This window comes from Kitasatospora sp. NPDC032121, assembly GCF_055580145.1.
Window position 1 is genome coordinate 127593 of the sequence record NZ_JBVILX010000013.1, and the last position, 25340, is coordinate 152932.

Sequence of the window (25340 nt, forward strand, 5' to 3'; positions counted from 1 at the left end):
CCGGTTCACCGTGACCGTCGTCCGTGAGTCGTGTGCCGTTCCCGCAACGGCCTGCGGCCCCGGGGGAAGGAGTCCGCGGTCATTCTCGCAGCGGCTCCCGGTCCCGGACAGGCACCCGGGACCGATCCCCGACCAGGCCCCTGGTCCTGGTCGGGGACGTACTGCGCGTTGATGACCTGGATGCCCGTGTCGCCCAGGGCCTGCGATGCCGCCTCGGCTTTGGGCTGAAGGATCGCCGACGGGTTGCCGGTAGCCGGCGCGGGCGCGACCCCCGTCGAGGTGGCGAAGGTCTGCGCGACACCCATCGCCCGGCTCCGGGCCCTCTCGTTGATGTCGCCGTCTGCCTGCACCACCAGCTCCAGCGCGGCGGCCACGACCAGTAGCAGCACCACCACCAGCTGCAGCACGCGGCCCGCGACACTGCGCGGGAGGTCACAGCAGTCGCTCTGGAACGACTGCTGCACGCCGACACCCGCGGCCCGTCACGAGCGGCGCGGGATCCGGGCGCTCTGTGACAGCGACACGCAGATGACGGAGGTGGCGGCCCACACCAGGGGGACTATCCACGGGCTCCACCACATGAGCGCCAGCGAGACGGCCGCTGCCGCCGGCAGCGCGACGGTGACCGGCAGCACAACGTCGCGCCGGTACCCCCTCAGCTGCTCGCCGAGGACCTCTTCGACGATCTCGGCGACCCGGTCGTCGATGGTGTCCCCGTAGTGCGCGAGGAACTGCTCGATGTCGTCGGTCCTGCCGGCCGGGCAGGGGCGGCCGGCGGCGCTCGAGTGTCGATCGGTCATGACCCCACGATGTCGCACCGGGCGGCGCCGGGTCGGCAGCGTGAACCCACCGGCCGGACGGGGGTAAACCCTACCCCCCGCTGGTGGGCTCTCCTCGCTGTCGACGGGTGGTCGGGTTGGGTACCGTCCCCCTGTTGAATCGAGGCGCGGACGGTGACCTGGTCGCCGTCCGCACTGCCCACGAGAGCGGGTCCGAAGCAGTTGACCGAGAACATCGCCGGCCGTGCCACCGGCAGAGCCTGGAGGGACGCCCGGCCACCCCGCGAGGTGGTGCCGGGCAATCCGCTGCGGGCGCTGGCCTCCCCCGTGCTGTGGCGGGCGTCGATCCACCTGGCACTTGACGGTCTGGTGGCGCTGGCGGGACTGGCCGTGCTGGTCGTTCTGGTCGTCGCCGTCTGCCTGGCGCCGGCCGGCCTGGTGGGCCTGCCGCTCACGGTGGCCGCGGGGTGGGCGCTGTTCCGGCTGGCCGCCGTCGAGCGGGCCCGGTTCGCCGTGACCTGCGGGCTGGAGCTCGACGAGCTGCCGACGCCGGTCGCTTCGTGGCGGTTGGTCAAGTCGCTGCAGTCGCTCGTCCACAACCCCTGCACCTGGCGGCTGATCGGCTACCAACTACTGCTGATGCCGGTGGCGGTGGTGACCGTGGTCGGGGTGGCGCTGATCTGGGCCGTGCCGCTGACCCTGCTGCTGCTTCCGGCCTACTACCGGGGCCTGCCCGGCGGGCAGGCCCAGCTCGGGCCGTTCCTGGTGGACTCCCTGCCCCGGGCGCTGCTGGTCGCGGCGGTGGCGCTGCTGGTCGGCGCGGTCCTCTCCCCCCTGATCGTCAAACTCCTGCTGGCGCTGGACACCGCGCTGGCCGTCGCCCTGCTCTCCCGGCCCCGTGGCATGGAGCTGGAGCAGCGGATCAACGATCTGACGGAGAGCCGCGCCCGGGTGGTGGACGCCGCCGAGGCGGAGCGCAAACGGATCGAGCGGGACCTGCACGACGGTGCCCAGCAACGGCTGGTGGCGATGTCGATCACCCTGGGCCGGGTCAGCTCGCGGTTGAAGAAGTCCGGTGACCACGAGACCGACAAGCTGGTCGAGGACGTCCGGCGGGAAACCCTCAGCACCATCGCCGAGTTGCGCAACCTGGCCCGTGGCCTGCACCCGCCGGTGCTGACCGACCGCGGCCTGGAGGCGGCGCTCTCCGCCGTCGCCGCGCTGGCTCCGGTGCCGGTGCGCCTTGACGTCCTGGTGGAGCCGCGCCCCTCCCCCACCATCGAGGCGGTCGCCTACTTCACGGTGACCGAGGCGCTCACCAATGTGGCCAAGCATGCTCGTGCGGCCCGCGCCTGGGTGGAGATCCGGCGGGAGGGCACCCGATTGAACGTTAGGGTTGGCGATGACGGACGTGGCGGAGCCGATCTCGCGGCCGGCACGGGTCTAACCGGTCTGGCGGACCGGGTGTCCGGGGTGGACGGGCGGTTCCGGCTCAGCAGTCCGGTGGGTGGACCGACCGTGATCGAGGTGGAATTGCCATGCGGGTAGTGCTGGCCGAGGACTCCGCGCTGCTGCGCCAGGGCATCGAACTGCTGCTCAGCGAACAGGGGATCGAGGTGGTCGCCGCCGTCGGCGACGGGGAGCAACTCCTGCGCGCGGTGGCCGAACACCGGCCGGACGCCTGTGTGACGGACGTCCGGATGCCGCCCACCTTCCTGGACGAGGGCCTGCGCGCCGCACTGGCGGTGCGCGCCCGTTGGCCGGAGACCGGCGTCCTGGTGCTCTCCAACTACGTCGAGGAGCGCTACGCCATCGACCTGGTCAGCACCAATGACAACGGGGTCGGCTACCTGCTCAAGGACCGGGTGTCGGACGCCGAGGAGTTCGTGGACGCGCTGCGCCGGGTCGCCGCGGGCGAGACGGTCCTCGACCCGGAGGTGGTCAAGCAGTTGCTGGCCGGCAGCCGGCAGCGGGATCCGCTGTCCACCCTGACGCCGCGCGAACGGGAGGTCCTCACGGCCATGGCGGAGGGCCGTTCCAACGCCGGAATCGCGGCCGATCTGGTGATCGGCACGGCGGCGGTGGAGAAGTACATCCGCAGCATCTTCGTGAAATTCGATCTGCAGCAGGAGGCGGGGGACCACCGCCGCGTGCTCGCGGTCTTGCGCTACCTGGGAGCTTGAGATCAGTACCACACCGATGAAGCGCCGCGGATGCCTCCTCATAGGGCTGGCCGCCCTCGTCGCGGTCGTCTCCGTGGCCAGTTGGATCGTGGTCGACTCGCTTCCGGCGCACCATCCGTACAGCGGCGACTGGCAGCAGGACGCGGCCGGCGCCGGCCGGGTGACGGTCCAGACCGACGGACTCGGCGTGACGCTGAGCCAGGACGGCTCCTCGCAGGTCACGGTGGCCATGAGCGGCAGCTACACGGGCCGTGCCCCGCAGGTCTCCGTCGCCCGGTCCGGGTCGGACGTCACGGTCACCGCCGGCTGCTCCGACGACTGCTCGGGGCATCTGCAGGTCACGGTGCCGGCCGGCCTGGCCGCGCAGGTGAGCACCGGGGGCGCCGGGATCCAGGCGAAGGGCCTGACCGGCCGGCTGGATCTGGCCACCGGGCGGGGCGGGGTCGAGGTGGACCAGTCGTCCGGCCCGCTGACCGTGCGGAGCACGTACGGCACGGTGACCCTCGCCGACAGCAGCGCCCCGGACGCCGAGGTGATCACCACCGACGGCGAGGTCAGCGCCTCCTTCACGGCGGCACCCGCCTCCCTGAGGGTCACCACGGGCTGGGGCCGGGTCGACCTCAAGGTGCCTCACGACGCCTCCTACCACGTCGACGCGCAGAGCTCCTGGTCGTCGCCGAGCGTCTCGCTGCCGAACACCGCCACGGACGCGCCGCACAGCGTGGTGGTGAAGACCACGCGCGGCGACATCGCGGTCCACTGAGCACGCCCGTGCCGCGAACGACGGTGGCGTCCCCGGGATCTCCCGGGGGCGCCACCGTCGTTCGGACGATCAGCCGGCGACCAGCGAGGCGTCGACGCTGATCTTCGCGTGCCGCTCCGGCGCGCCGGGTTCGGCGATCGCCCCGGCCAGTCCGTCCAGGCCGATGACGCCGGTGATGACGGCACCTTCCGAAACGGCGTGTCGGGGGTGGATCACGGATGCCGGGGTGAGTCCGGCGAGGAGGCGAAGTCGGCCAGTGCGGCGGTGACTTCGGCCGGTCGCTCCTGCTGGGTCCAGTGTCTCGTGGCCGCGGCCGCCGCCGCACCGGCGGCGATCACCCTCACCCTCGTCACGCCCGCCATCGCGTCCGGAGTCAGCGCCGCCGCGCGGCCGCGGGCCACTGCCGCCCCGGCCGACACCACCGGCACCACCACCCCGCCCGACGACAACGGCGGGGACTGACAGGGGGGTTATCCGTACCCCGGTTCGGTGGGCTTGCCACGTGTCCGGCCCGGCTGAACTGCTGTTGGCTGGAGGGCAGATGGTCGGTGCGACCTCGCGGGTGCCCTCGAGCACCGGCCACCGGATCGACGCCCACCGCAGCAGCTCCGCGCCGCGGATCGACCTGCCGGACTCCGAGGGCGCGTCGACCTCCCTCACCGTGGCCGCCTCCGACGGCGGCATGCACATCCACTGAGCGGGCACCACCGCCCCACGCCGACGACCGACGTTGGAGAAGAACCATGCGCCACCCCTCCTCACCCCTGCGCGCCCCGTTCGGCAAGGCCGGCACCTGGGCCCTTGCGGGCGCCTCGGTCGCGGCCGCGGCCACCGCCTGGTGGGTGACCGACTCCGCGCCGTACCCCTACGCGCAGCACCGACTGCTCGACCTGCCACTGCCGTTCCTGTCCTGGGAGCGGCTGGCCGAGCAGCTCCGGCCGCTGCCCGGCGAGCGGATGCTGGAGATCGGTCCCGGCACCGGGCTGCAGTCGCTCCAGGTGGCGCCCCGGCTCGGCGCCGACGGCCGGCTGGACATCGTCGACATCCAGCAGGAGATGCTCGACCACGTGGTGCGCCGGGCCGCCGGATCCGGCCTCGACACCATCGTCCCCACCCTGGCCGACGCGCGTGAACTCCCCTTCGACGACGCCACGTTCGACGCCGCCTACCTGGTCACCGCGCTGGGCGAGATCCCGGACGTCCCCGCCGCCCTGAGCGAGCTGCGCCGGGTCCTCAAGCCGACCGGTCGCCTGGTCGTCGGCGAGTTCTTCGACCGCCACCAGATCCGCCCGGCGACCCTGGCCCGGCACGCCAACGCCGTCGGCCTGCACGTCATCCGGCAGTCCGGACCGGCCCTGGCCTACTTCGCGCTGCTGCGGCCGTGCACCTCGGGCTCCGACGTCCGGCCGCCCGCCGGTGCCGCGGACCGGCGTGCGGCCGGCATCGGCTCCTGATCGGGACTGGAGGACCGTCGTGAACAATCCCGGCATCCGGCGCGCGGCCGAGAGCGAGTGGGGCCCGCTCTACCGCCGCGCGCACGCCCGGCTGCGGGCCAGGGGCGCCGCCGCACTGACCCTCACCGTGGTCTCCAGCTGCCTGGTGCTGCTGTTCGCGGCGGTCGACGAGTTCCCGAGCGGGGCGGCCTTCGTCTCCCGGATAGGCGTGGTCCGGGCCGCCGAGCCGTGGGACGTCGCGCTGCCGCGCTTCCCGGTCTCGATATTCGTGCCGGCCCTGGGCCTGCCGGTCTGGGGGGCGCTGGCCCAGGTGTTCGTGGTCTTCGCGATCGCCGAGCTGACCCTCGGCCCGTGGCGCACGCTCGCCGTCGGGTACACCTGCTCGCTGGTGGGCACCTGCTACGCGCGCTTCGGGGTGTCCCGGCCGCCCGGCCACCTGCTCCACCTGCCCGCCGCATTCGCCCAGGTCCGGGACACCGGGCCGTCGGCGGCCGTGATCGGGCTGGGCCTGCTGGTCGCCTGGCGGTTCGGGGCGCGCTGGACGGCGCTGGGCGTGGTGCTGCTGACGGCCGCGATCACGGCGGTGGACCCGGTGTTGGCGGGTTACGAACACATGGCCGCGCTGGCGACCGCCGCCCTGCTGCTGCTCGCGGACGGGGTCGCCCGCAGGCTCACCGCCCGCGGTGCGCACGGCTCCGCCACCGTGGCGCGATGACCGAGGGGCCCGCACCGGGCACGTGTGCGCGGTGCGGGCCCCTCACTGCCAGGCGGGTGCCGTGGCAGAAGAACTACAGCGGGCGAATGTTCTCGGCCTGCGGGCCCTTCTGGCCCTGCGTGACGTCGAACTCGACCTTCTGGCCCTCGAGCAGCTCACGGAAGCCGTTGGCGTTGATGTTCGAGTAGTGGGCGAAGACGTCGGGGCCGCCACCCTCCTGCTCGATGAAGCCGAAGCCCTTCTCCGAGTTGAACCACTTCACAGTGCCATTAGCCATTAGAAATCTCCTTCAAGGGACTGTCCGAAGCACGCACAGCGCGGGCCTCGAGTCACCGCATGGAGCGCCCACCGGGGAAGAGCCGGGGAACAAAAAATGCGCCTGCAATACATCAGCAGGCGCACACAAAGTTCATGGGAACCACTACTGCAACTCCCACGACTGTAGCAGGCCAGGGCCCTGCGCGGCGGGATGGCCGGAGCCCTGCCGATGGCCGGCGCCCCCGCCGTGCTCACCTCTCGTCGGGGGCGAGCAGGCCGCGCCGGTAGGCGCGGACCAAGTGCTTGGGGACGAGGTGGCGACGGCCGTCGATCTCGATCGGGACGAGGTCCGGGGCTGCCGCCTTCCACTGGGCCCGGCGGTGCCGGGTGTTGCTGCGGGACGTCTTGCGCTTGGGTACGGCCATGGGTGATTCCCCTTTCTCCGGAGGCGGGTTCCTCATCGGTGAGCAGGACTGATCGCGGCCTCGGCCCGGGAATGCCGTGGCCGCAGGTGACGTTGCCACCCTACACGCCTAATGGAAACGAAAACCATTTCGCTATGATGTCAGCTCAACCGTCACCGATCCGCCCGAGGAGGACGCCGTGGCCCGCAACGACCTGCGCCCGATCATCAAACTCCGGTCCACCGCCGGTACCGGCTACACGTACGTGACCCGCAAGAACCGGCGCAACGACCCGGACCGGCTCGTCCTGCGCAAGTACGACCCCGTGCTCGGTCGCCCCACCGAGTTCCGCGAGGAACGCTGACCCCGACCCCGCCCAGCCAAGGAGAACCCGATGAAGCCCGGCATCCACCCCGCCTACCGCCCCGTCGTCTTCCGTGACCGCGTCGGCGGACTGACCTTCCTCACACGGTCCACCGTCACCAGTGACCGCACCATCGAGTGGGAGGACGGCAACACCTACCCCGTGATCGACGTGGAGATCTCCTCCGCCAGCCACCCCTTCTACACCGGCCAGTCCCGCGTGCTCGACACCGCGGGCCGCGTCGAGCGCTTCGAGCGCCGCTACGGCGCCGCGGCCGCCCGCCGCAAGGGCTGAGACCGGGACCGCGTACGAATGCCGGTGTGTCCTCTCGGATCCGAGGGGGCACACCGGCGTTCGCGCGTACCGGGGCGGGTCATCGCGGCCGCAGGTGCTCGATGCGGGCGAAGGCCTGGTCGAGCAGTTCCGCCACGCGGTGGTCGTGAAGGGCGTGGACGACCCGCCGCCACCGCTTTGGCGGGCAGCCCGCCGTCAGGGTGCGGTGGCGCCTCCCTTGTGCTCGTCCTCCTCCACGATCTCGGCGTCCACGACCTCCTCTTCCGAGCCTTGCGGGCCGGTCGCACCGCCTGGTGCACCAGGGGCGGTCTGGGCGTACATGGCCTGGCCGAGCTTCTGGCTGACCTGGGCGACCTTCTCGCTCGCCGCGCGGATCGCGGCGGTGTCCTCGCCCTTGAGCTTCTCTCTCAGCTCCGTCAGGGCGGTTTCCACCTCGCTCTGCACGTCGGCCGGGACCTTGCCCTGGTTGTCCGTGAGGAACTTCTCGGTGGTGTAGGCGAGTTGCTCGCCCTGGTTGCGGGTCTCGGCGGCCTCCTTGCGGCGGCGGTCCTCCTCGGCATGCTGCTCGGCCTCGCGGATCATGCGGTCGATGTCGTCCTTGGGCAGGGCGGAGCCGCCGGTGACGGTCATCTTCTGCTCCCTGCCGGTGCCGAGGTCCTTCGCGCCGACGTGCATGATGCCGTTGGCGTCGATGTCGAAGGTGACCTCGATCTGCGGCAGGCCGCGCGGGGCCGGGGCGATGCCGGTCAGCTCGAACATGCCGAGCTTCTTGTTGTACGCGGCGATCTCCCGCTCGCCCTGGTACACCTGCACGGTGACCGAGGGCTGGTTGTCCTCGGCGGTGGTGAAGACCTCCGAGCGCCGGGTCGGGATCGTGGTGTTGCGCTCGATCAGCTTGGTCATGATGCCGCCCTTGGTCTCGATGCCCAGCGACAGCGGGGTGACGTCCAGCAGCAGGACGTCCTTGACCTCGCCCTTGAGCACACCGGCCTGGAGCGAGGCGCCGATGGCGACGACCTCGTCCGGGTTGACGCCCTTGTGCGGGTCCTTGCCGGTGAGCTTCTTCACCAGGTCCGTGACGGCCGGCATCCGGGTCGAGCCGCCGACCAGGATCACGTGGTCGATGTCGGAGACCTCGATCCTGGCGTCCTTGACGGCCTGATGGAACGGGCCCTCGCAGCGGTCCAGCAGGTCGGCGGTGAGCTGCTGGAACTGGGCGCGGGTGAGCTTCTCGTCCAGGTGCAGCGCGCCCTCGGCGGAGGCCGTGACGTAGGGCAGGTTGATCGTCGTCTCGGTGGCGGCGGACAGCTCGATCTTGGCCTTCTCGGCGGCCTCGCGGAGCCGCTGCACGGCCATCTTGTCCTTGGACAGGTCGATCCCGTAGCCGTTCTTGAACTGCTTGACCAGGTGGTCGACGATCCGCTGGTCCCAGTCGTCACCGCCGAGGTGGGTGTCGCCGGAGGTGGCCTTCACCTCCACCACGCCCTCGCCGATCTCCAGCAGCGAGACGTCGAACGTGCCGCCGCCGAGGTCGAAGACCAGCACCGTCTGGTCGTTCTCCTTGTCCAGGCCGTACGCCAGGGCGGCGGAGGTCGGCTCGTTGATGATCCGCGCCACCTTCAGGCCCGCGATCTCGCCGGCCTCCTTGGTCGCGGTGCGCTGGGAGTCGTTGAAGTACGCGGGCACGGTGATCACCGCGTCCGTCACGTCCTCGCCCAGATAGGACTCGGCGTCGCGCTTCAGCTTCTGCAGCACCCGCGCGGAGATCTCCTGCGCGGTGTAGCTCTTGCCGTCCACGCCCCCTTTCTCCGGGAAGTGCCAGCCGCTCTCGCCCATGTGCCGCTTCACCGAGCGGGCGGTGCGGTCCACGTTGGTGACGGCCTGCCGCTTGGCGACCTCGCCAACCAGCACCTCGCCGCCCTTGCCGAAGGCCACCACCGACGGGGTGGTGCGCGCGCCTTCGGCGTTCGTGACGACGGTCGGCTCGCCGCCCTCCAGCACGCAGACCACTGAGTTCGTCGTTCCCAGGTCGATACCGACTGCGCGTGCCATCGCGGGCCTCCTCTCTTGCCATCCCTCCCGTCTTGCCTCAAAGGGAGGAAGGAAACTTGAGCCTCATGGCATCAAGAGTAAGTCGAGGTCGTGGCTGGAGGAAATCTGTAACGTGGAAGTGAGGTTTCATTTCAGCGAGCGGCGAGGTGAGATCGCGGTGGTGGAGCTGCCCATTGATGACGCGGATGCCGCGCTGTACACGGTGGGGCAGGTCGCCGCGATGCTGCACGTCCGGGTGGCGTTCCTGAGGCGACTGGACGAGCTGGGCGCGGTGGTGCCCGTGCGCTCGCCGGGCGGCCAGCGGCGCTACTCGCGCCGGGAGATCAACCGCATTGCCGCACTGGTCGAGCTGATCGGCGAGGGACTGACCCTGGAAGGGGCGCGCCGGGTGCTCGATCTCCAGGCCCGAGTGGAGGAGCTGGAGGCCGACCTGGGGCGGACCCGCGGCCGGTGACGTCTGGCACCCGCCGCCTGGCCCCACCCCGGCTGGGCGGGGTTCAAGCGGCGGCGGCGAGGTCGGCGCGGCCGAACAGGAGCGCGTAGCCGCTGGGCAGGCGAGCGAGAAGGCGGTCGGTGAGCCCATCGCCGGCGAGATCGGCGAGGGCGGCCAGGACGGAGGAGGCATCCCAGCGGGCGCTGGTGAGGCTGATGTTCAGGGCTCGGGCGACGGCTTCGACGAAGGCGGGGGCGGCGACGGGTTCGGGCAGGGGGATCTGCGAGGCGAAGACGGCGCGGGCCCGCTCGGGCAGCGCGGCGGCCAGCTCGCAGCGTTCGTCGCCGGTGAGCTGGGAGCCGAGGACGGCCAGGACGGTGTCGAGGACTCGTTCCGCTTCCTCGTCGCTGGGGTGGCGGCCAAGGGTGCGGACCTGCTGGATCAGGCGGCGGTGCCGGGTCATGGCGGTGGCCTTCCGATACGGGCCGCCGCGGTGCACGCGGCGGCACGAAAGCGCTCAGGATCGGTGGTCGGGGGCGGGGCGGCCGAACAAGACGTCGTAGCCGGGCGGCAGCTGGAACAGCACGCGCTCCAACAATTCGTCGCCGGCGGCGTCGGCCACCGTGGACAGGACGGCTCCGATGTCCCACACGGCGGTCTTCTCGGTGGCGCCCTCGATCCAGGCGGCGGTGGCGCGTACGAACCGTTCGGGACTGAGCGGCTCGGCGGCCTGCAAGGGGTTCAGCAGGATCAGGGCGAAGGTCTCGGGCAGACGGGCCGCGAGCTTCGCGCGCACGTCGCCGACCAGGTGGGCGCCGAGCAGGGCCAGCACGACGCGGGCCGCGCGGTCGGCGTCCTGGGGTGTGTCGTACTCTCCGCGTTCCTGGACCTGGTCCAAGAAAGCTTCCCATCGAAGAGTCACCGCGATTCCTCCCTGTCGATTTCACCGAAGGCCCTCACCACGAACGGTGCCGGTCCGGGCGGCAAGGGGCCGACTGCGGGAGTGTTCCGCGCCGTCCGCTCGGGGGGTGCGGGCGGCGCGGAACGGCAGAGGGACGCCGTCAGGCCTTGATCTCCTTGCGGCTTCCGCTGTGGCCGATGGCGATCTTGCGGGGCTTGGCCTTCTCGGCGACCGGGATCTTCAGGGTCAGCACGCCGGAGTCGTAGTCGGCGGTGATCCCCTCGGGGTCGAGCGTGTCGGAGAGCATGACCTGCCGGGAGAAGACGCCGAGCGGACGCTCGGACAGCTCCCACTTCACGTCCTCGCCCTGGTGGCGGGGACGGCGTTCGGCCTTGACGGTCAGCATGTTCCGCTCGACATCGATGTCGATCGCATCGGGGTCCACCCCCGGCAGGTCGAAGCAGATCACGTACTCGTCGCCGGCGCGGTAGGCGTCCAGCGGCATCGGGGTCGGCCGCGACCAGGTCCCGGTCGTGCCGAAGAACTGCTGGGTCAGCCGGTCCAGCTCGCGGAACGGATCGGTGCGCATCAGCATCGCGAAACACCTCCACTGATCGATGGGTGCCAGTGCGCTTCACCTGAAACCGTTCTAACATGTCATCCATCCAATGACAAACCCTGATGTCGCCGAAGGAGTGACACCCATGAGAGAGCGGCCCCAAGAACCCGCCACCGGTGGCGGACCGTCGAGGGGCCCGGTGTCCTTCCTCGCCGCCGCCGCGGCGCTCGCCGCCATAGACGAGGCCGTCCGCGCCGCGCAGGACACCGAAGCCACGACCCCGCCCACCACCCGAACCGGCCCCGAGCAGGCACTGGCCGCCCTGCTGCTGCTGCGCGAGCTGCGTACCGAGCTCGCCGACTGGGAGGCCCCGCTGGTGGAGACCGCCCGCGCCGCCGGCGCCACCTGGGCCGACCTCGCCCGCCCCATGGGCGTCGCCAGCCGCCAGGCCGCCGAGAACCGCTACCTGCGCCTTGCGCCACCCGCCACCCGCACCCCGGGCACCACCGGGGCCAAACGCGTCAAGGCCGTACGCGACCGCCGCGCCGCAGAGCGCTCCGTCGCCGACTGGGCCCGCGCCAACGCCGCTGACCTGCGCCGGCTCGCCGCCCAGGTCGCCGCCCTGACCGACCTCGCCCCGGCGGCCCGCCCCGCCCTCGACCACCTCCACACCGCGCTCGGCGCCCCCGACGCCACCGAACTCCTCACACCCCTGGCCGCCGTCCGCCCCCACCTCGGCGCCCGTCACTCCCAGATCGCCCACCGCCTCGACGACCTCGCCCAGCACACCGACCAACTGCGCCATGACAGCGACCACCGGCGCGCCTGACCCCCTGGCCGCCGCCGAAGAGCGCTGGCAGCGGGTCGAGGACCAGCTCGTGGCCCTCGGGCACCGGATGCGGACCGACGGCGACGCCGCCATCACCTCGCTGGACGCCTGCCTCGCACGCCTGGAAGCCATACGCGACGCCCTCCACACATCCCTGGCACAGGTCGCACAGGACATCGCGGCGCAGACCGGGGCCGGCGCTGCGCATCACACCGCCGGATACTGAGGGACGGCCATGCCGACGGCAGTGGGGGGAGTCCACCCATAGCCCATATACCCTCATTTCGGACATCTTGACAAGCGTTGGCCAAGGTTCTATCCAGATCAAAGAGGAGGTTTGCCGGGGTCGCCGGTTGCCCGGGAGGTGGTCCGCCATGACGGGATCGCGAGACCGACGCGATCACTACGCGGTGCTGGGAGTGGAACCCACGGCGTCCGCGCGGCAGGTCACCTCGGCCTATCGCACCCTGGTCCGGCTGCTGCACCCGGACACCCGCCCCGTCGAACCGGGATCGGCGGAGCGACTCGGCGCGGTGGTCGCCGCCTACGAGGTCCTGCACGATCCCGAGCTGCGAGCCGCCTACGACGCCGAACGCGAGACCGCCCGGCCCCACCCGGGGACCGCCCGCGCCTCGGCCCCTCCCCCGACCACGGGCCGACGGGTGCCCGTACGAGTCGTCCGGAAAACCGGTGGGGCGGAGCCTGCGCGCACCGCGCCGACTCCCCTCGTCGGAGCGATGCCGCGAGGAACCGAACCCCTCGTTCGAGTGGGCCCGGTGCGGACCGCACCGCCAGGTGCGTCGACGTGGGCGCGGGATGCCGGCGACCTCTGGGAGTGGGGCGACTTCTGGGAGTGGATAGTGCACCGGCTGTGGGAGGTGGAGCCATGGCTGTGAACGGCAACGACTTCCGCACCGCCGTCTCCCGGTGGGACGGCCAGGTCACCATCGCGATCACGGGCGAGATCGACCTCGCCACCGCCGCCGAGCTGGAGAGCCGTGTCAAGGAGTTCCTGGCGAACCGGCCCAGGCGCATCGACCTCGACTTCGCGCAGGTGAGATTCTGCGACTGCTCGGGCGCGCACGCCCTGGAACGGCTCCATCACCAGGCGCAGGAGGAAGGCGTCGTCCTGAAGGTCACGGATGTGCGGGCCCCGCTCGTCGCCCGGCTGTTCGACCTTTTCGGCCTCGCCGACCTGGTCGAAGGCTGACACCGGGCCGCGTACCGCGGCGCTGCCACCATCGCCGGCCGCCGGTCGTGCAGGACGGTGGGCGCCCGGCCCGGCCAGTCGTGTTCAGCTGGCCGTGGCCCACCGGGTGGCCCGCGCGCGCAGGGGGGAGACGACGGCGGCGTAGCACTGTCCGGGTAGGTCGGTGACCCAGTCGAAGGTGTCCAGGGTGATGCCGTGCCGGGCAGCGGCGTGGAGCATGTCGGCCAGCAGTGCGGTCGCGGTGATCTTGTCCTGCTCGGTGCCGTGGTCCGGACGGCGCTCGGCGGCGGCGTTGATCCGGTCGGCCGGGGTGCGGTGCCTGACGATGGCGCGGTAGCAGGTGCCGGGCAGGTCGGCGACCCAGTCGAAGGTCTCGAGGGTGATGCCGTGCTGGGCCGCGGCGTGGAGCATGTCGGCCAGCAGTGCGGTCGCGGTGGCCTTGTCCTGCTCGGTCCCGTGGTCCGGACGGCGCTCGGCGGCGGCGTTGATCCGGTCGGCCAGGGTGCGGTTCTTGCGGTCGGTGTACTCGTACACGCGCGGATGTCCTCGGTCGGTCGGGTAGCTGTCGGCGCGGGCCGGCTTCCGTCTCCGGCTGCCGAAACGGGTGAGGGAAGCGGTGCTGCGGGCCGCACTCCTGCCAAGGGTGATGCAGCCCGGCCCCCGGGCCGGTGCGCGCCCGCCCGCCGGCAGGCGGGTCTGGCCAAGTGGCGTGGGAGTGCGGCCGGCCGGGCTCTGTCAGCCGCGGCCGGCCGCACCCGCAGGGGGGTTAGAGGGTGTGGGTGAGGCGGTCGGTCAGGAGACGGGTGAAGCGGGCCGGGTCGGGCAGGTCGCCGCCTTCGGCGAGCAGGGCGCTGCCGTGGACGAGTTCGGCGGTGTCGGCGAGCGCGGGGTCGTCGGCGTTCGCCTGGTGGGCCTTGTGCAGGGCGGTGATGAGGGGGTGGGTGGGGTTGAGTTCCAGGATCCGCTTCACGGGCGGGAGTTCCTGACCCATGGCCCGGTACATCTTCTCCAGGGTGGGGGTCAGGTCGTGGGCGTCGCCGACCAGGCAGGCGGCGGAGGTGGTGAGCCGGGTGGAGAGGCGGACCTGCTTGACGTGGTCGGCCAGGGCGTTCTGGAGCCAGCCGAGGAGGGCGGCGAAGTCCTGCTCGCGCTGGGCCTTCTCCGCCTTCGCCTCGTCGCCGGCGTCGCTGTCGGCGTCGCCGTCGAGGTCGACCTGGCCCTTGGCGATGGACTGGAAGCGGTGGCCGTCGAAGGCGGGGATCTGGTCCGTCCAGACCTCGTCGACGGGGTCGGTGAGGATCAGGACCTCGTAGCCCTTGGCGGTGAAGGCCTCCATGTGCGGGGAGTTCTCCACCATCTGGCGACTCTCGCCGGTCAGGTAGTAGATGGTGTCCTGGCCGTCCTTCATTCGCGCGACGTACTCGCGCAGCGTGGTCGTCTTCTCCGGGTCGTTGGTCGAGGCCGCCGAGACCAGTTCCAGCAGCGCGTCGGTGTTGTCGCGGTCCTCGATCAGGCCTTCCTTGATCACCCGGCCGAACTGCTCCCACAGCTTGGTGTAGGTGTCGGACCTGCCGGCCTGCATGTCCTTGAGGGCGCCGAGGACCTTCTTGACGAGGCGTCGGCGCACGGCGGTGATCTGGCGGTCGTGCTGCAGGATCTCGCGGGAGACGTTCAGCGACAGGTCGTGGGCGTCGACGACGCCCTTGACGAACCGCAGGTAGTTCGGCATCAGCGCGTCGCAGTCGTCCATGATGAACACGCGCTTGACGTACAGCTGCACGCCCCGCTTGGTGTCGCGGGAGAACAGGTCGAACGGGGCGTGGGCGGGGATGAACAGCAGCGCCTCGTACTCGAAGGTGCCCTCGGCGCGCATGTGGATGGTCTCGGCCGGGGCCTGCCAGTCATGGCTGATCTGCTGGTAGAAGTCGTGGTACTCGGCCTCGGTCACCTCGCTGCGGGGACGGGCCCACAGCGCCTTCATCGAGTTCAGCGTCTCCGGCACGACGACGGCCTTCTCGTCCGTGGCGGATTCGGCGCCCGCCTCGCCCGCCTCGACGGGCTCGACGGGCTCGGCGGCCATGCGGATGGGCCAGCGGATGAAGTCCGAGTACCGCTTGACGATCTGGCGGATCTTCCACGCCGCGAGGTAGTCGCCGAGCCCGTCCTCGCCGTCCGCCGGCTTGAGGTGCAGCGTGACCGAGGTGCCGACCGGCAGATCGTCGGCCTGCGCGATGGTGTAGGTGCCCTCACCGTCGGACTCCCACACGGTGCCCTGCTCGGTGCCGGCCCGGCGGGTCCGCAGGGTGACCTTGTCGGCGACCATGAACGCGGAGTAGAAGCCGACGCCGAACTGGCCGATCAGGCTCTGCGCCGCGTCCGCGTCCTTGGCCTCCTTGATCTTGGCCAGCAGACTCGCGGTGCCGGACTTGGCGATGGTGCCGATCAGGTCGACGACGTCCTCGCGGGTCATGCCGATGCCGTTGTCCCGCACCGTCAGGGTGCGGGCGTCCCGGTCGACGTCCAGCGTGATGTGCAGGTCGGAGGTGTCGACTGCGAGGCCGCTGTCGGTGAGGGATTCCAGGCGGAGTTTGTCGAGGGCGTCGGAGGCGTTGGAGATCAGCTCGCGCAGGAAGATGTCCTTGTTCGAGTAGATCGAGTGGATCACCAGCTGCAGCAGCTGGCGGGTCTCCGCCTGGAACTCCAGCGTCTCGGTCGGGCTGGCCACGGGAGGCGTCTCCTTCATGTGCGGGTAGGGGAAAGGGTCAGGGACGACGCGGCGCCGTCACCGGGGGTGGTCTTCACATCGAGGGCCTCAGGGCCTCTCGACTCGCGCGTCGCGGGCCGGGCAGGCTTTGCGACGGTGAACAGGTCCGCTGACGTGCGGGCCGCAGCCCGGCAGGGCCGCGGCCGGGGTGCTCACGGGCCGGCCTGGGGTGTGCGGCGCTGCCGGTCGCTCTCGGCACGAAGCTGTTCGGTTCGGGCGGTGAGTTCATCGAGGCGGTCGGCGATCGCAGGGTGGTCCGCCTCCAGGAGGGGCCGGGTCTCGGCGAGCGGGGCGAGCAGGCGGGCGGGGTCGTCGTGGCCGAGCGCGTCCAGCAGGCGTTCCATGGCAGGGGACGCCGAGGCGGTGAGGTCGTCCAGGGCGCCGATCTGTCCGGCGAGGCGGCGCAGGTCCGCGGCGTTGTCGCGGGCCCAGGTCGTCACCGCGCGGTCGGCGGCACGCTGGTCGCGGGTGGCCTGGACACGCTGCTCGCCGGTGCTGCCCGCCTCGGTGCCGGCATCGGCGTTCGGGCGCATGCGCAGGTAGCGGCGCTCGGCGGCCTGGCGGCTCTGGACGCCCATCGGTTCGGCGAGGTCGGCCCAGGTGGCGCCGGCGCCGCGGGCTGTCTCGATCAGACCGGTCTCCCAGCCGGCGAGTTCCTCGCGAAGGTGGCGCAGCATCAAGAGCGCGGACAGGGCAGGGTGCGGGTCGCTCTGGCCCGCGTCGTCCGGGGGTGCGTGGCGGGCGGTGCGGGCGGCGGCGTCCATCATCCCCAGCGCGGCGGCGGCGGCCAGGAACGAGGCCGGCCCCACCCCGGCCGCGCCGGTGTCCTGCGTATCCATGTCGTCACTCTTTCGCTGACTGGGTGTTTGTCATCACCTGGACGACATGTTACAACGGTTCGTGTCGCGCCGCACCGGTGCGAACAAGAAGACCTTCTGGACCGGAGGTGTTCCGACGATGTCCATGCCCACTGCGGTGACCCACCAGGCGCCCCCTGGGTCCTGGTCGCGGCCGGCCCCGATTCCGATGGACGCCTGGCGCGAGGACGAGCGCTTCGTGATCGCACTCGACCTGCCCGGCGTCGCGCCGGAGGCGATCGAGGTCGACGTGCTGGGCCGGATGGTGACCGTGAAGGCCGAACGCCGTCCCACCCCGCGCGGCGAGGGCGCGCGCACCCGACTCGCCGAGCGGACCCACGGGGTGTTCGAGCGCCGGATCCAGCTGGCCGACAGCCTCGACCCGGGCCGTATCGCGGCCCACCTGCAGGACGGCGTCCTGACCCTCACCGCCCCCGTCGCCCCGGCTTACCGGCCCCGCAAGATCGCCGTCCGGGCCAGTGAGGCCGGCCAGTCGCCCGAGGAGAGCGGCCAGGCCGTTGTCGCCGCGGCGGCGTGAACCCGCGCGAGGCCCTGAAGGCCACTGACACCGGGGCCCGGCCCCAGGACGCCTGACCATCCGCCCTGTCATCCATCCGGCGACATGTGCGACGTATCGCCGAGAAGGTGACATACCAGGAGGGATGTGTGAGCGCGTCGAAGTCGCCCGTTGATTCGACGAGGAGGTATTCGACGATGTTGATGCGCACTGACCCGTTCCGCGAGCTGGACCGACTCACCCAGCAGTTGTTCGCCACGGCCGGCACCTGGTCGCGCCCGTCCGCGATGCCGATGGACGCCTGGCGCGACGGCGACACGTTCTACGTCCAGTTCGACCTTCCCGGCATCAGCCCGGACGCGATCGACCTGGACGTCGAGAAGAACGTGCTCACCGTCAAGGCCGAGCGCCGCCCCACGCAGCGCGGCGGCAACGCCGAGGTCCAGCTCTCCGAACGCCCACTCGGGGTCTTCTCCCGGCAACTGTTCCTCGGCGACGCCCTCGACGCCGAGCACATCACCGCCGCCTACGAGGCCGGCGTACTCACCCTCACCATCCCGGTCGCCGAGACCGCCAAGCCCCGCAAGATCCAGATCAGCGGCGGCAGCGACCGCAAGGAACTCCAGGCCTGACCACCCGTCGGACCTGGTCCCCCAGGGGGAAACGGTGCCGCGCGGGCGGAACACCCTTCGGCCGCCCGCGCGGCGCCCCGACCCGAGACCCTGCGCCGAACGGCGCAGGCCACGAATTTCCAGGCCCGACCTTGGCCCTCGGGCCTGGAACCCACGGAAAGTGACAGGGTCGGGTGCCGCGCGGAACCACGGGCTTCTTCCCGGGACCCACCGCGCGGCACCCCGGTCAGCCGCGAGGTGCGCGCCATGACCGCGCAGACCGCCGAAGCCGTGGACGAGGCGTCCTGGAACCGGGCCTGTGACGCCCCGGCCGCCGCCGAGCGACTCGCCCGCGTCATCGACGCCCACCACCGTCTGACCGACGCCCTGGACCGCCATGGCCGACCGGTCCGCACGCCCGCCCCGCGGACACCAGCCGTTCGGCCACCGGTCACCTGTCCGGAGCAGCCGCACGGCGCGACGGTCGTCGTGGGCCCTGTCCGCATCAGCCCCCTGCCCCGATGACCGCGCAGGCCCGGCCATCCGCCCGGCTCCCGGCCGCTTGACGGCCGGGAGCCGGGCCGGCTTCGTTTCAGCCGGTCGCGGTCCGGGACGACGTCACCGCCAGGACGCGCCGGATGATCGGCCGGCGCTCTCCGCTCCCCGCCCCTTCTCGCCGGGCACGACCCGTAGCCATGCGAAGGTCCGGTCCATCCCCCACTCTGGAACGGAGGGGGTGACGGAGGGAGTAATGGCATGCAGATCGTTGTGGACCTCACACGCTGCCAGGGCTACGCGCAGTGCGTGTTCCTCGCGCCGGAGGTGTTCCAGCTGCACGGGGAAGAGGGACTGCTGTACGCCCCGGCCGTTCCCGACGACCAGCTGGAGCGCGTGCGCCAGGCCGCGGCGGCGTGCCCGGTCCAGGCCATCGTCCTCGGCAAGGAGGTGAGCCCCGATGGCCGCTGACCTTCGAGAAGGCCGGATCGTCATCGTCGGCGCGTCGCTGGCCGGGTTGCGGGCCGCCGAGTCGCTGCGCGAGGAGGGCTTCACCGGCTCCCTGACCGTGGTCGGGGACGAGCCCCATCCGCCCTACGACCGGCCGCCGCTGTCCAAGCAGGTCCTGCTCGGCAAGGTCGCGGCGGACTCCACCGCTCTGCCGATGCGCCGGGACCCGGACGCCGACTGGCGGCTCGGGGTCCGTGCCACCGGCCTGGACCCTCTCGGGAAGCGGGTGCTGCTGGCCGACGGCGATTCGCTGCCGTTCGACCGGCTGCTGATCGCCACCGGCACCCGGGCCAGGCCCTGGCCCAAGGCGGCGGAGGCCGCCCTGGACGGAGTGTTCACGCTGCGTACCCGCGAGGATGCCGCCGGGCTGGCCGAGCGACTGGCCGCGGGGCCGCGGCGGGTGCTGGTGATCGGCGGGGGCTTCACCGGTTCGGAGATCGCCTCGGCCTGCCGGGAACGCGGTCTCGACGTCACGGTCACCGAACGCGGCCCCGCCCCCTTGGTGGGCGCGCTCGGCGGCACCTTGTCGAAACTCGCGGCCGCCATGCAGCGCAACCACGGGGTGGACCTGCGCTGCGGGGTGACCGTCACCGCCCTGAGGGGCGACGGGAACGGCCGGTTCACCGGTGCGGACCTGTCCGACGGCAGCCGTGTGGAGGCGGACGTGTGCGTGGCGGCCCTGGGGGCGGTCCGCAACGTCGAATGGCTGGCGGACTCCGGACTGGCGGCAGGCCCGCGCGGGATCGCCTGCGACGCCGGGTGCCGGGCCTTCAACATGTACGGCATCGTCACCGACGACGTCTTCGTGGCCGGTGACGTCTCCCGCTTCCCCCACCCACTGTTCGGCTACCAGATGCTCTCCCTGGAGCACTGGGGCAACGCGGTCGCGCAGGCCGAGGTGGCCGCCCACAACATGGTCAGTCCCGGCCCTCTGCGCCGCCCGCACCTTGCCCTCCCGACGTTCTGGTCGACCCAGTTCGGGCTCAACATCAAGTCCGTGGGCGTGCCCACCTTCTCCGACCACGTGGTCATCGCCCAGGGCAAGCTGGAGGAGCGTCGCCTGGCGATGGTCTACGGCTACCAGGGCCGGGTCACCGCCGCGGTCACCGTCGACATGGCCAAGTCACTCGACTACTACACGCACCTGATCGAGACCGCCGCCCCCTTCCCACCCGCGCCCGGCGCGTCCGACCGCCCGCTCGCGGCCGAGCTCCCGCTCCCCTCCGACGTGCCGGATCCGAAGGGGCTCTCCCACGGCCCGACCGTCGCGCTCACCGGACACCTGCCCGACCGCCGACTGACCCTGGTCCAGCCCACCTGACCCACACCCCGCCCAACCACGAGGAGCCCCACCCCATGGCCGCCGCCGACACCCTCCTGGAACGGATCACCGACTACGCCAACCGCCCCGACCCCTACCCGCTCTACACGGAACTGCGCGAAGCCGGTCCCGTCGTGCGGCAGGCGGACGGCAGCTACCTGGTCGGCACCTACCACGAGATCACCGCGCTCCTCCACGACCCACGCATCAGCGCCGATCCCCGCAGCCTCGCCACCCCGCCCGAGGGGGCCACGAAGCCGCCGTTCCTACGGCTCGACGACCCCGAGCACCACAGACTGCGCGGCCTGGCCATGCGGCCGTTCGGCCCGCCGCACAGCGCCGGCCGCATCGACGCCATGCGCGGCCAGATCACCGAAATGACCGAAGAACTGCTCCAGAACCTCCAGGACCGCACCCCGATCGACATCGTCGACGACTTCGCCTACCCGCTGCCCGTCACCGTCATCTGCCGACTGCTCGGCGTCCCCCAGGAAGACGAACCACAGTTCCGGCAATGGTCCGACGCGATCGTCGCCTCCGCCGACGTCAGACCCGACGAGGAGTCCTCCGCCGAGCGGGACCGGGCCGGTGAGCAGGCGCTGATCGAGATGGGCCAGTACCTGGTGAACCTCGCCGAACAACGCCGCGACCGTCCCACCGGCGACATGCTCTCCGCCTACATCAACGAACCCGACCCGGCCATGCGGCTCACCCACGAGGAACTCGCGCAAACCGCCGTACTGCTCCTCATCGCCGGACACGAAACCACCGTCAACCTCATCACCAACGGAGTCCTCACCCTGCTGCGCCACCCCGACCAACTGGACCGGCTGCGCCGCGAACCCGACCTGCTACCGGCCGCGGTGGAGGAGCTGCTGCGCTACGAGCCCCCGGTGCACATGCGGCAACGCATCCCCCTCGCCGACGTGGACATCGCCGGCACCACCCTCCCCAAGGGCACCTCCGTCGTGCTCGCGCTGGCCTCCGGCAACCGCGACCCCAAGCGGTTCCACGATCCCGACCGGTTCGACCCCACCCGCCCGGACAACAACCAGCACCTCGGCTTCGGCGGCGGCGTCCACCTGTGCTACGGCGCACCACTCGCCCGTATCGAAGCCCAGGCCGCGCTCGGCGCACTGATCCCCCGCCTCACCGGCGCAACCCTCCTCCAGGACCCACCCCCCTACCGGCACGCCGCCATGCTCCGCGGCCCCCGCCACCTCCCCATCCGATTCTGACCGCGACGTTGCCCGCGGCCTGCTCCGGCCCGCGCGAAGTCTCCGTAACGACTGGTCCGTATCGACCGGCGCCTGGTCACCAAAGGCGTCACGCAAGGGAGTTGGACCTGTTGCGGCCAACCATCGGAAGTTCGCCACGAGACGAAACCGACGGTATTTCGGCTATCTGACTCAGCCATCCCTTCGCCCAACTGGCCTCTCCGGCCGCCGCAGGGCTCTTCAACGGGCGGTCGTCCAGAGCGGATCTCGGCGCGCACCCAGCGCAGCGCCGCCTGTTGGTCGACCGGTCCGAAGGTTCCGGAACCCGGTGGGCAGCGCTCCCACGATCACCTGTCGTCAGCCCCGTCGCGTTCGCACGTGGGCGGACTTTCCTTGGGCGACAAGTCCACAAGTGATCGGATTTGATCGCAACAGCTCCCACAGGGCAGGCTCGGTGCCGGACAGTGGCGGATCCGCCACTGTCCGGCGCGGAGGGAGTCGCATGTCCGGGACCGAGAACAGCAAACCGACTGCACATGTCGTTGTCGGGTACACCCCGCAGGACGGTTTCGTCGCCGTCCAACTCAATCCGCCCCCAGCGGAATACGTGTGGCACGACCAGCGGGCCGAGCACCACCGGGAACGGTTCGGGCCGGGCAACGGCTACCAGCAGTGGCTCGCCGTCGACGCCGCCACCGGTGCCGTTTGGTTCGGGGACACCGACTGGCGAACCCAGGACGAGGGCGCCGCCCCCTGGCTTCCGGGGCACCGCCGGGCCGCGGTCGGCGATGGCGCTCTGCCCTCCCCGGCCGTGTTCGCGCTCCTGCTCACCCACCGCACTGTCGACGAGCAGGGCGCCGATACCTGGCGCTTCTTCAGCGCGGAGGAGCTCTACGCACTGGTCCGACGGATCCTGCCCGTGGTCCAGCGGGTGATCGGCTCGCTGCATCGTGTGGGCCCGGCCGGGGATCTGGAGTGGTCCGCCGAGGCCGCCACGGCCTGGACCGATCTCGAACAGGCCTGCCTCTACACGTTCGACGCGACGGGCACGGTGGCCTGGTCCGAGCCCCGCATGAGCCCGGTTCCCGGATGGCGGGTGGAAGTGGCGGACTTCCTCGCCCGGAATCCGGAGCTGTGCGATCCGGATTGGGCGACGGCTGCCGACGCCGAGCTGGACACCTACGCCACGTACGAACCCGATTCCGGCTACGGCGGCGTTCCGGGACGCATGTGCACTCCGGCGGGCGTCCGGATCGAGGAGGGCTACACCTTCTACGGTCACCGTGCGGCTCTGTACGCCTACCGCGCGGCCGCTTGCGGCGACCGCGCCCCGGTCGAAGCCGGGCTCTGGCTGCGGACCAGCGATGCCGGACGGAGCAGTTGGGAGGGCGCGAAGGTCGTGGGAGCGAGTCTCGCCGACGCCACTGACTGGGTGTTGGACCACCTCGCCGAGACGTTTCGCAGCGCTGCGGCCGACGACGGTGTGGTCCTCACCGGCCTGGCGGCCTACCTGCGGCAACAGCGGGCCGAGGAAAGGGCGGCGGTTGATGACACGCTTTCCGCCACCGGGGAGGAGCTGAAGCGCTTGGAGGAGCTGCTCAAGGAGGTCCGCCTGGTCCGGAACACCGTCCTGACCCGGGTCCTCAGCTGGACCGACGGGCGGGACGACGAGGTGATCGCCCGTCTCGCGGCGATGTCCCCCGTCGCCGTGGCCGAGTGGCGGGAGCGGCTCACCGCCGACCGGAGTGTCCGACCGGAGGGGTGAGGGGCCGCCCGGAGGGCCCGGCCCGCAGGCGGGCCGGCGACGTTCGGGTCCGAACTCGTCGAGGCCTTGTCCCCGCCTCATGAGAGGGCGGTCAGTGCCTGCGCGGCGAGCATGCGTTCCAGGTCCAGGAGGGCGCGTGGGGCGTGCCGGGTGTCGATGCGGACGGTGTAGATGAAGCGCGTCAACTCCGGTCCTGCGAGGGGGCGCGCCACGACCTGGGTGATACCCGGGGGGAGGGCCAGCCGCGGCATGACGGCGACGCACAGGCCCGCGGCCACGAAGCCGAGCACGGTGTTGAAGTCGTCGCCGTCGTATTCCAGGCGGGCCTGGAAGCCCGGTGTCTTGGCCATCTGAGCGAGCAGTTCCAGGCGCAACGCGGCCTCCGGAGCCGCTATCCAGGTCTCGGCCGCGAGGCCGGCCAGGTCGATGACGTCCCGGTGGGCGAGGTGGTGGTCGGCCGGGACCACCGCCACGACCGGGTCCCGTGCGACCAGCGTTCGGCGCAGTGTCCGGGGCGGTGGCACCGGGATGAAGTCGTAGTCGTAACTGAGGGCCAAGTCCATGTCTCCCCGCTTGAGCCGGCTGTAGCCGGCTTCGGGCTCCACTTGGGAGAGGCTGACCTCCACATCGGGATAGACCGCGTGAAGCTCTGCCAGCGCCTGCGGGACGATGCCGGCGGCGGCCGAGGCGAAGGCGCCGAGCCTGATCCTTCCGGCAGTGCCCGCACGCATGGCGTCGAGTTCCACGGACGCCGCCGCCAGTGCGCTTCGGACGCGCTGTTCGGCGTCGAGGAGGACCGTGCCGGCCGGGGTGGCGCGTACGGGGCGGCGCTCGATCAGGATGAGACCGGTGCGGCGTTCGAGTTCGGCGATCTGTTGCGAGACGGCGGGCGCGCTGTAACCCAGCTCGCGTGCGGCGGCGTTGAAGGAGCGGTGGCGGACCACGGCTTCGAGGGTGGCGAGCAACCGGGGGTCGAGTCTCTGCACGGAGTTAAGGCTCACTTATCTGTCGCGAAGATGTCTTTTCTTGTGCTTAAGCATGAACGGCAGCAGGATTCTTGCTCGCGGCCCGGATGCGCAAGCCTCCGCCCCCCGGGCCCGCGACCCACCACCTCCCTCGTCGGGCGCTTTCGTGCGCCCGCGGCGCCGTGCACCCCCTCTTCCGCAGCACTCCTGACCCGCGTCCGTCGGGCGGGTGGGCTGCGAAGGAGACGGCCGTCGACGATCGACTCCCGCCCCTGAAAGGAAGTGGTATGCCCAAACCACTCATCGGACTGACCACCTACCTCGCCGACGCTCAGTGGGGGGAGTGGGAGCTGCCCGCCGCGCTGCTGCCCGCGGCGTACATCAGCTGTCTCCAGGCGGCGGGGGGCCGCGCGGTCCTGCTGCCGCCGGACGCGCCGGAAGCCGCGGCCGATGTCGTCGCGCGCCTGGACGCGATCGTCCTGACCAGCGGCGAGGACGTGGACCCCGCGCTGTACGGGGCGCGGCCGCATCCGTGCACGGGACCGCCGGTCCGCGAGCGCGACCAGTGGGAGTGGGCGGTGCTGGCCGAGGCCCTCGCGCGTGACATACCGGTGCTCGGAGTGTGCCGGGGAATGCAGTTGATGAACGTGCACGCCGGCGGCACCCTGATCCAGCACCTCCCCGAAACGGTGGGTCACCACGGGCACAACCTGCACGGCGGCCACTTCTCCCCCCATGCCGTCACCACGGTGCCGGGGACGCGGATCGGCGCACTCATTCCGGGGACCCGCCAGGTCGCCACGCACCATCATCAGGCGGTGGACTCCCTCGGGGCCGGCTTGATCGTGGGCGCCCGCACGGCGGACGGCACCATCGAGGCGGTCGAGAGCACCCGGCACCGCTTCGCGGTCGGCGTGCAGTGGCACCCCGAAGTGGCTTTCGATTCGGCCGTGGTGCACGCCCTGGTGGCCGCCGCCAGGGCGACCCCGAACCCCGCTCCGGGTCGCGTCGCCGAGAGCGAGGTGCGCATCCGGCGGGGTACACCGGAGGCCGCTCCGTCGACCCCGGTGTCCTGACGCCGCTGCGCCCCGACCCCGGCGACTACGCGGCCGGCGATCTC

35 protein-coding genes are annotated in these 25340 nt (G+C 71.5%); 22 read left to right on the forward strand and 13 right to left on the reverse strand.

Annotated elements, in window-relative coordinates; genetic code table 11:
* Positions 1-5 precede the first annotated feature (5 nt).
* Together ACZ5OX_RS27320 and ACZ5OX_RS27325 are read right to left on the reverse strand one after the other, a co-directional pair.
* Positions 6-464 carry a hypothetical protein gene (locus ACZ5OX_RS27320; protein ID WP_465633739.1) on the reverse strand — a complete coding sequence of 153 codons (459 nt, stop codon included), beginning with the start codon at positions 462-464 and terminating at the stop codon, positions 6-8.
* An 18-nt stretch (positions 465-482) separates the two neighbouring features.
* Positions 483-800: a hypothetical protein gene (locus ACZ5OX_RS27325; RefSeq protein ID WP_465633740.1), complete on the reverse strand. Its 318-nt coding sequence runs from the start codon at positions 798-800 to the stop codon at positions 483-485.
* A gap of 201 nt (positions 801-1001) precedes the next feature.
* Between ACZ5OX_RS27325 and ACZ5OX_RS27330 the strand changes: the two genes are divergently transcribed.
* Genes ACZ5OX_RS27330 through ACZ5OX_RS27340 form a run of 3 tightly spaced genes read left to right on the forward strand, consistent with a single transcriptional unit; the run spans position 1002 to position 3725 of the window.
* Entirely contained in the window at positions 1002-2327 is a 1326-nt protein-coding gene (locus tag ACZ5OX_RS27330; RefSeq protein WP_465633742.1) for a sensor histidine kinase, read from the forward strand.
* Complete coding sequence (locus ACZ5OX_RS27335) at positions 2318-2962, forward strand: response regulator transcription factor (RefSeq protein WP_465633743.1); 645 nt, start codon at positions 2318-2320, stop codon at positions 2960-2962. Before ACZ5OX_RS27330 ends, ACZ5OX_RS27335 begins: the two co-directional genes overlap by 10 nt.
* 16 nt (positions 2963-2978) lie before the next feature.
* Positions 2979-3725: a DUF4097 family beta strand repeat-containing protein gene (locus ACZ5OX_RS27340; protein ID WP_465633745.1), complete on the forward strand. Its 747-nt coding sequence runs from the start codon at positions 2979-2981 to the stop codon at positions 3723-3725.
* A 69-nt stretch (positions 3726-3794) separates the two neighbouring features.
* On the opposite strand, the gene ACZ5OX_RS27345 is transcribed toward ACZ5OX_RS27340, so the two are convergent.
* Complete coding sequence (locus tag ACZ5OX_RS27345) at positions 3795-3941, reverse strand: hypothetical protein (RefSeq protein ID WP_465633746.1); 147 nt, start codon at positions 3939-3941, stop codon at positions 3795-3797.
* 87 nt (positions 3942-4028) lie between these two features.
* On the opposite strand from ACZ5OX_RS27345, the gene ACZ5OX_RS27350 reads away from it, so the two are divergent.
* The 4 genes from ACZ5OX_RS27350 (at position 4029) to ACZ5OX_RS27365 (ending at position 5894) form a co-directional block, all read left to right on the forward strand.
* Positions 4029-4187 (forward strand): hypothetical protein, encoded by a 159-nt coding sequence (locus ACZ5OX_RS27350; protein ID WP_465633747.1) that lies wholly within the window; start codon positions 4029-4031, stop codon positions 4185-4187.
* A 79-nt stretch (positions 4188-4266) separates the two neighbouring features.
* Positions 4267-4422 carry a hypothetical protein gene (locus tag ACZ5OX_RS27355; protein WP_465633748.1) on the forward strand — a complete coding sequence of 52 codons (156 nt, stop codon included), beginning with the start codon at positions 4267-4269 and terminating at the stop codon, positions 4420-4422.
* A 46-nt stretch (positions 4423-4468) separates the two neighbouring features.
* Positions 4469-5179 (forward strand): class I SAM-dependent methyltransferase, encoded by a 711-nt coding sequence (locus tag ACZ5OX_RS27360; protein WP_465633750.1) that lies wholly within the window; start codon positions 4469-4471, stop codon positions 5177-5179.
* A gap of 19 nt (positions 5180-5198) precedes the next feature.
* Positions 5199-5894, forward strand: coding sequence for a hypothetical protein (locus tag ACZ5OX_RS27365; RefSeq protein ID WP_465633751.1), 696 nt, complete (start codon positions 5199-5201; stop codon positions 5892-5894).
* Positions 5895-5967: 73 nt separating this feature from the next.
* Here ACZ5OX_RS27365 and ACZ5OX_RS27370 read toward each other — a convergent pair whose 3' ends face one another.
* A complete protein-coding gene (locus ACZ5OX_RS27370) occupies positions 5968-6171 on the reverse strand; it encodes a cold-shock protein (RefSeq protein ID WP_045694210.1) in 204 nt (67 codons plus the stop codon).
* 232 nt (positions 6172-6403) lie between these two features.
* Entirely contained in the window at positions 6404-6577 is a 174-nt protein-coding gene (rpmF, locus tag ACZ5OX_RS27375; RefSeq protein ID WP_465633752.1) for a 50S ribosomal protein L32, read from the reverse strand.
* A 178-nt stretch (positions 6578-6755) separates the two neighbouring features.
* On the opposite strand from rpmF, the gene rpmG reads away from it, so the two are divergent.
* Positions 6756-6920, forward strand: coding sequence for a 50S ribosomal protein L33 (gene rpmG, locus ACZ5OX_RS27380; protein WP_465633754.1), 165 nt, complete (start codon positions 6756-6758; stop codon positions 6918-6920).
* 30 nt (positions 6921-6950) lie between these two features.
* Positions 6951-7214, forward strand: a complete 264-nt coding sequence (locus ACZ5OX_RS27385) for a type B 50S ribosomal protein L31 (protein WP_279094886.1) — start codon at positions 6951-6953, stop codon at positions 7212-7214.
* A gap of 195 nt (positions 7215-7409) precedes the next feature.
* Here the strand turns inward: ACZ5OX_RS27385 and dnaK are convergent, their stop codons facing one another.
* Complete coding sequence (dnaK, locus tag ACZ5OX_RS27390; RefSeq protein WP_465633755.1) at positions 7410-9266, reverse strand: molecular chaperone DnaK; 1857 nt, start codon at positions 9264-9266, stop codon at positions 7410-7412.
* A 112-nt stretch (positions 9267-9378) separates the two neighbouring features.
* Here dnaK and ACZ5OX_RS27395 point away from each other — a divergent pair, with 112 nt between their 5' ends.
* The gene (locus ACZ5OX_RS27395) at positions 9379-9720 is read left to right on the forward strand and encodes a helix-turn-helix domain-containing protein (protein ID WP_465633756.1); all 342 of its coding nucleotides are present in this window, start codon (positions 9379-9381) and stop codon (positions 9718-9720) included.
* A 43-nt stretch (positions 9721-9763) separates the two neighbouring features.
* Here the strand turns inward: ACZ5OX_RS27395 and ACZ5OX_RS27400 are convergent, their stop codons facing one another.
* The 3 genes from ACZ5OX_RS27400 to ACZ5OX_RS27410 all read right to left on the reverse strand — a co-directional run bounded on the left by ACZ5OX_RS27400 (position 9764) and on the right by ACZ5OX_RS27410 (position 11195).
* Positions 9764-10162, reverse strand: a complete 399-nt coding sequence (locus tag ACZ5OX_RS27400) for a DUF2267 domain-containing protein (protein WP_465633758.1) — start codon at positions 10160-10162, stop codon at positions 9764-9766.
* Between the two features lie 54 nt (positions 10163-10216).
* Positions 10217-10621, reverse strand: coding sequence for a DUF2267 domain-containing protein (locus ACZ5OX_RS27405; protein ID WP_449790827.1), 405 nt, complete (start codon positions 10619-10621; stop codon positions 10217-10219).
* A 139-nt stretch (positions 10622-10760) separates the two neighbouring features.
* Entirely contained in the window at positions 10761-11195 is a 435-nt protein-coding gene (locus tag ACZ5OX_RS27410; RefSeq protein ID WP_465633759.1) for an Hsp20/alpha crystallin family protein, read from the reverse strand.
* A gap of 109 nt (positions 11196-11304) precedes the next feature.
* Between ACZ5OX_RS27410 and ACZ5OX_RS27415 the strand changes: the two genes are divergently transcribed.
* From ACZ5OX_RS27415 to ACZ5OX_RS27430, 4 genes are all read left to right on the forward strand, one after another.
* Positions 11305-11988 carry a type III effector protein gene (locus tag ACZ5OX_RS27415; RefSeq protein ID WP_465633760.1) on the forward strand — a complete coding sequence of 228 codons (684 nt, stop codon included), beginning with the start codon at positions 11305-11307 and terminating at the stop codon, positions 11986-11988.
* A complete protein-coding gene (locus ACZ5OX_RS27420; RefSeq protein ID WP_465633761.1) occupies positions 11963-12214 on the forward strand; it encodes a hypothetical protein in 252 nt (83 codons plus the stop codon). The genes ACZ5OX_RS27415 and ACZ5OX_RS27420 overlap by 26 nt, the downstream gene beginning before the upstream one ends.
* A gap of 148 nt (positions 12215-12362) precedes the next feature.
* Entirely contained in the window at positions 12363-12884 is a 522-nt protein-coding gene (locus ACZ5OX_RS27425; RefSeq protein ID WP_465633762.1) for a J domain-containing protein, read from the forward strand.
* On the forward strand, positions 12875-13198 hold the full coding sequence (locus ACZ5OX_RS27430) for an STAS domain-containing protein (protein ID WP_465633764.1): 324 nt from the start codon (positions 12875-12877) through the stop codon (positions 13196-13198). Before ACZ5OX_RS27425 ends, ACZ5OX_RS27430 begins: the two co-directional genes overlap by 10 nt.
* Before the next feature lie 84 nt (positions 13199-13282).
* On the opposite strand, the gene ACZ5OX_RS27435 is transcribed toward ACZ5OX_RS27430, so the two are convergent.
* From ACZ5OX_RS27435 to ACZ5OX_RS27445, 3 genes are all read right to left on the reverse strand, one after another.
* Positions 13283-13732, reverse strand: a complete 450-nt coding sequence (locus ACZ5OX_RS27435; RefSeq protein WP_465633766.1) for a hypothetical protein — start codon at positions 13730-13732, stop codon at positions 13283-13285.
* Positions 13733-13964: 232 nt separating this feature from the next.
* Positions 13965-15923: a molecular chaperone HtpG gene (htpG, locus tag ACZ5OX_RS27440; protein WP_465633767.1), complete on the reverse strand. Its 1959-nt coding sequence runs from the start codon at positions 15921-15923 to the stop codon at positions 13965-13967.
* A gap of 191 nt (positions 15924-16114) precedes the next feature.
* Positions 16115-16801 (reverse strand): type III effector protein, encoded by a 687-nt coding sequence (locus tag ACZ5OX_RS27445; protein WP_465633768.1) that lies wholly within the window; start codon positions 16799-16801, stop codon positions 16115-16117.
* Positions 16802-16919: 118 nt separating this feature from the next.
* On the opposite strand from ACZ5OX_RS27445, the gene ACZ5OX_RS27450 reads away from it, so the two are divergent.
* From ACZ5OX_RS27450 to ACZ5OX_RS27480, 7 genes are all read left to right on the forward strand, one after another.
* Positions 16920-17357 carry an Hsp20/alpha crystallin family protein gene (locus tag ACZ5OX_RS27450; RefSeq protein ID WP_465633769.1) on the forward strand — a complete coding sequence of 146 codons (438 nt, stop codon included), beginning with the start codon at positions 16920-16922 and terminating at the stop codon, positions 17355-17357.
* 176 nt (positions 17358-17533) lie between these two features.
* On the forward strand, positions 17534-17968 hold the full coding sequence (locus tag ACZ5OX_RS27455; protein WP_465633770.1) for an Hsp20/alpha crystallin family protein: 435 nt from the start codon (positions 17534-17536) through the stop codon (positions 17966-17968).
* A gap of 246 nt (positions 17969-18214) precedes the next feature.
* Positions 18215-18472, forward strand: coding sequence for a hypothetical protein (locus ACZ5OX_RS27460; protein ID WP_465633771.1), 258 nt, complete (start codon positions 18215-18217; stop codon positions 18470-18472).
* Between the two features lie 231 nt (positions 18473-18703).
* Positions 18704-18913: a ferredoxin gene (locus ACZ5OX_RS27465; RefSeq protein WP_396251442.1), complete on the forward strand. Its 210-nt coding sequence runs from the start codon at positions 18704-18706 to the stop codon at positions 18911-18913.
* Positions 18903-20273, forward strand: coding sequence for an NAD(P)/FAD-dependent oxidoreductase (locus tag ACZ5OX_RS27470; protein WP_465633772.1), 1371 nt, complete (start codon positions 18903-18905; stop codon positions 20271-20273). The genes ACZ5OX_RS27465 and ACZ5OX_RS27470 overlap by 11 nt, the downstream gene beginning before the upstream one ends.
* A 35-nt stretch (positions 20274-20308) precedes the next feature.
* The gene (locus ACZ5OX_RS27475; protein ID WP_465633773.1) at positions 20309-21511 is read left to right on the forward strand and encodes a cytochrome P450; all 1203 of its coding nucleotides are present in this window, start codon (positions 20309-20311) and stop codon (positions 21509-21511) included.
* A 481-nt stretch (positions 21512-21992) separates the two neighbouring features.
* Entirely contained in the window at positions 21993-23255 is a 1263-nt protein-coding gene (locus ACZ5OX_RS27480) for a hypothetical protein (protein ID WP_465633774.1), read from the forward strand.
* Positions 23256-23332: 77 nt separating this feature from the next.
* Here the strand turns inward: ACZ5OX_RS27480 and ACZ5OX_RS27485 are convergent, their stop codons facing one another.
* The gene (locus ACZ5OX_RS27485; protein WP_465633775.1) at positions 23333-24241 is read right to left on the reverse strand and encodes a LysR substrate-binding domain-containing protein; all 909 of its coding nucleotides are present in this window, start codon (positions 24239-24241) and stop codon (positions 23333-23335) included.
* Between the two features lie 266 nt (positions 24242-24507).
* Between ACZ5OX_RS27485 and ACZ5OX_RS27490 the strand changes: the two genes are divergently transcribed.
* Positions 24508-25296, forward strand: coding sequence for a gamma-glutamyl-gamma-aminobutyrate hydrolase family protein (locus tag ACZ5OX_RS27490; protein WP_465633776.1), 789 nt, complete (start codon positions 24508-24510; stop codon positions 25294-25296).
* The last annotated feature ends 44 nt before the right edge of the window (positions 25297-25340 follow it).

Bases quoted from the DNA above. Each gene is read 5' to 3' on its own strand.
- rpmF (WP_465633752.1), bottom strand. From the start codon at position 6,577: ATGGCCGTACCCAAGCGCAAGACGTCCCGCAGCAACACCCGGCACCGC.
- ACZ5OX_RS27335 (WP_465633743.1), top strand. From the start codon at position 2,318: ATGCGGGTAGTGCTGGCCGAGGACTCCGCGCTGCTGCGCCAGGGCATC.
- ACZ5OX_RS27450 (WP_465633769.1), top strand. From the start codon at position 16,920: ATGTCCATGCCCACTGCGGTGACCCACCAGGCGCCCCCTGGGTCCTGG.
- ACZ5OX_RS27430 (WP_465633764.1), top strand. From the start codon at position 12,875: ATGGCTGTGAACGGCAACGACTTCCGCACCGCCGTCTCCCGGTGGGAC.
- ACZ5OX_RS27490 (WP_465633776.1), top strand. From the start codon at position 24,508: ATGCCCAAACCACTCATCGGACTGACCACCTACCTCGCCGACGCTCAG.
- dnaK (WP_465633755.1), bottom strand. From the start codon at position 9,266: ATGGCACGCGCAGTCGGTATCGACCTGGGAACGACGAACTCAGTGGTC.
- ACZ5OX_RS27455 (WP_465633770.1), top strand. From the start codon at position 17,534: ATGTTGATGCGCACTGACCCGTTCCGCGAGCTGGACCGACTCACCCAG.
- ACZ5OX_RS27445 (WP_465633768.1), bottom strand. From the start codon at position 16,801: ATGGATACGCAGGACACCGGCGCGGCCGGGGTGGGGCCGGCCTCGTTC.
- ACZ5OX_RS27460 (WP_465633771.1), top strand. From the start codon at position 18,215: ATGACCGCGCAGACCGCCGAAGCCGTGGACGAGGCGTCCTGGAACCGG.
- ACZ5OX_RS27325 (WP_465633740.1), bottom strand. From the start codon at position 800: ATGACCGATCGACACTCGAGCGCCGCCGGCCGCCCCTGCCCGGCCGGC.
- ACZ5OX_RS27370 (WP_045694210.1), bottom strand. From the start codon at position 6,171: ATGGCTAATGGCACTGTGAAGTGGTTCAACTCGGAGAAGGGCTTCGGC.
- ACZ5OX_RS27385 (WP_279094886.1), top strand. From the start codon at position 6,951: ATGAAGCCCGGCATCCACCCCGCCTACCGCCCCGTCGTCTTCCGTGAC.
- ACZ5OX_RS27470 (WP_465633772.1), top strand. From the start codon at position 18,903: ATGGCCGCTGACCTTCGAGAAGGCCGGATCGTCATCGTCGGCGCGTCG.
- ACZ5OX_RS27420 (WP_465633761.1), top strand. From the start codon at position 11,963: ATGACAGCGACCACCGGCGCGCCTGACCCCCTGGCCGCCGCCGAAGAG.
- ACZ5OX_RS27360 (WP_465633750.1), top strand. From the start codon at position 4,469: ATGCGCCACCCCTCCTCACCCCTGCGCGCCCCGTTCGGCAAGGCCGGC.
- ACZ5OX_RS27355 (WP_465633748.1), top strand. From the start codon at position 4,267: ATGGTCGGTGCGACCTCGCGGGTGCCCTCGAGCACCGGCCACCGGATC.
- ACZ5OX_RS27400 (WP_465633758.1), bottom strand. From the start codon at position 10,162: ATGACCCGGCACCGCCGCCTGATCCAGCAGGTCCGCACCCTTGGCCGC.
- ACZ5OX_RS27480 (WP_465633774.1), top strand. From the start codon at position 21,993: ATGTCCGGGACCGAGAACAGCAAACCGACTGCACATGTCGTTGTCGGG.
- ACZ5OX_RS27415 (WP_465633760.1), top strand. From the start codon at position 11,305: ATGAGAGAGCGGCCCCAAGAACCCGCCACCGGTGGCGGACCGTCGAGG.
- ACZ5OX_RS27475 (WP_465633773.1), top strand. From the start codon at position 20,309: ATGGCCGCCGCCGACACCCTCCTGGAACGGATCACCGACTACGCCAAC.
- ACZ5OX_RS27465 (WP_396251442.1), top strand. From the start codon at position 18,704: ATGCAGATCGTTGTGGACCTCACACGCTGCCAGGGCTACGCGCAGTGC.
- ACZ5OX_RS27425 (WP_465633762.1), top strand. From the start codon at position 12,363: ATGACGGGATCGCGAGACCGACGCGATCACTACGCGGTGCTGGGAGTG.
- ACZ5OX_RS27410 (WP_465633759.1), bottom strand. From the start codon at position 11,195: ATGCTGATGCGCACCGATCCGTTCCGCGAGCTGGACCGGCTGACCCAG.
- ACZ5OX_RS27340 (WP_465633745.1), top strand. From the start codon at position 2,979: ATGAAGCGCCGCGGATGCCTCCTCATAGGGCTGGCCGCCCTCGTCGCG.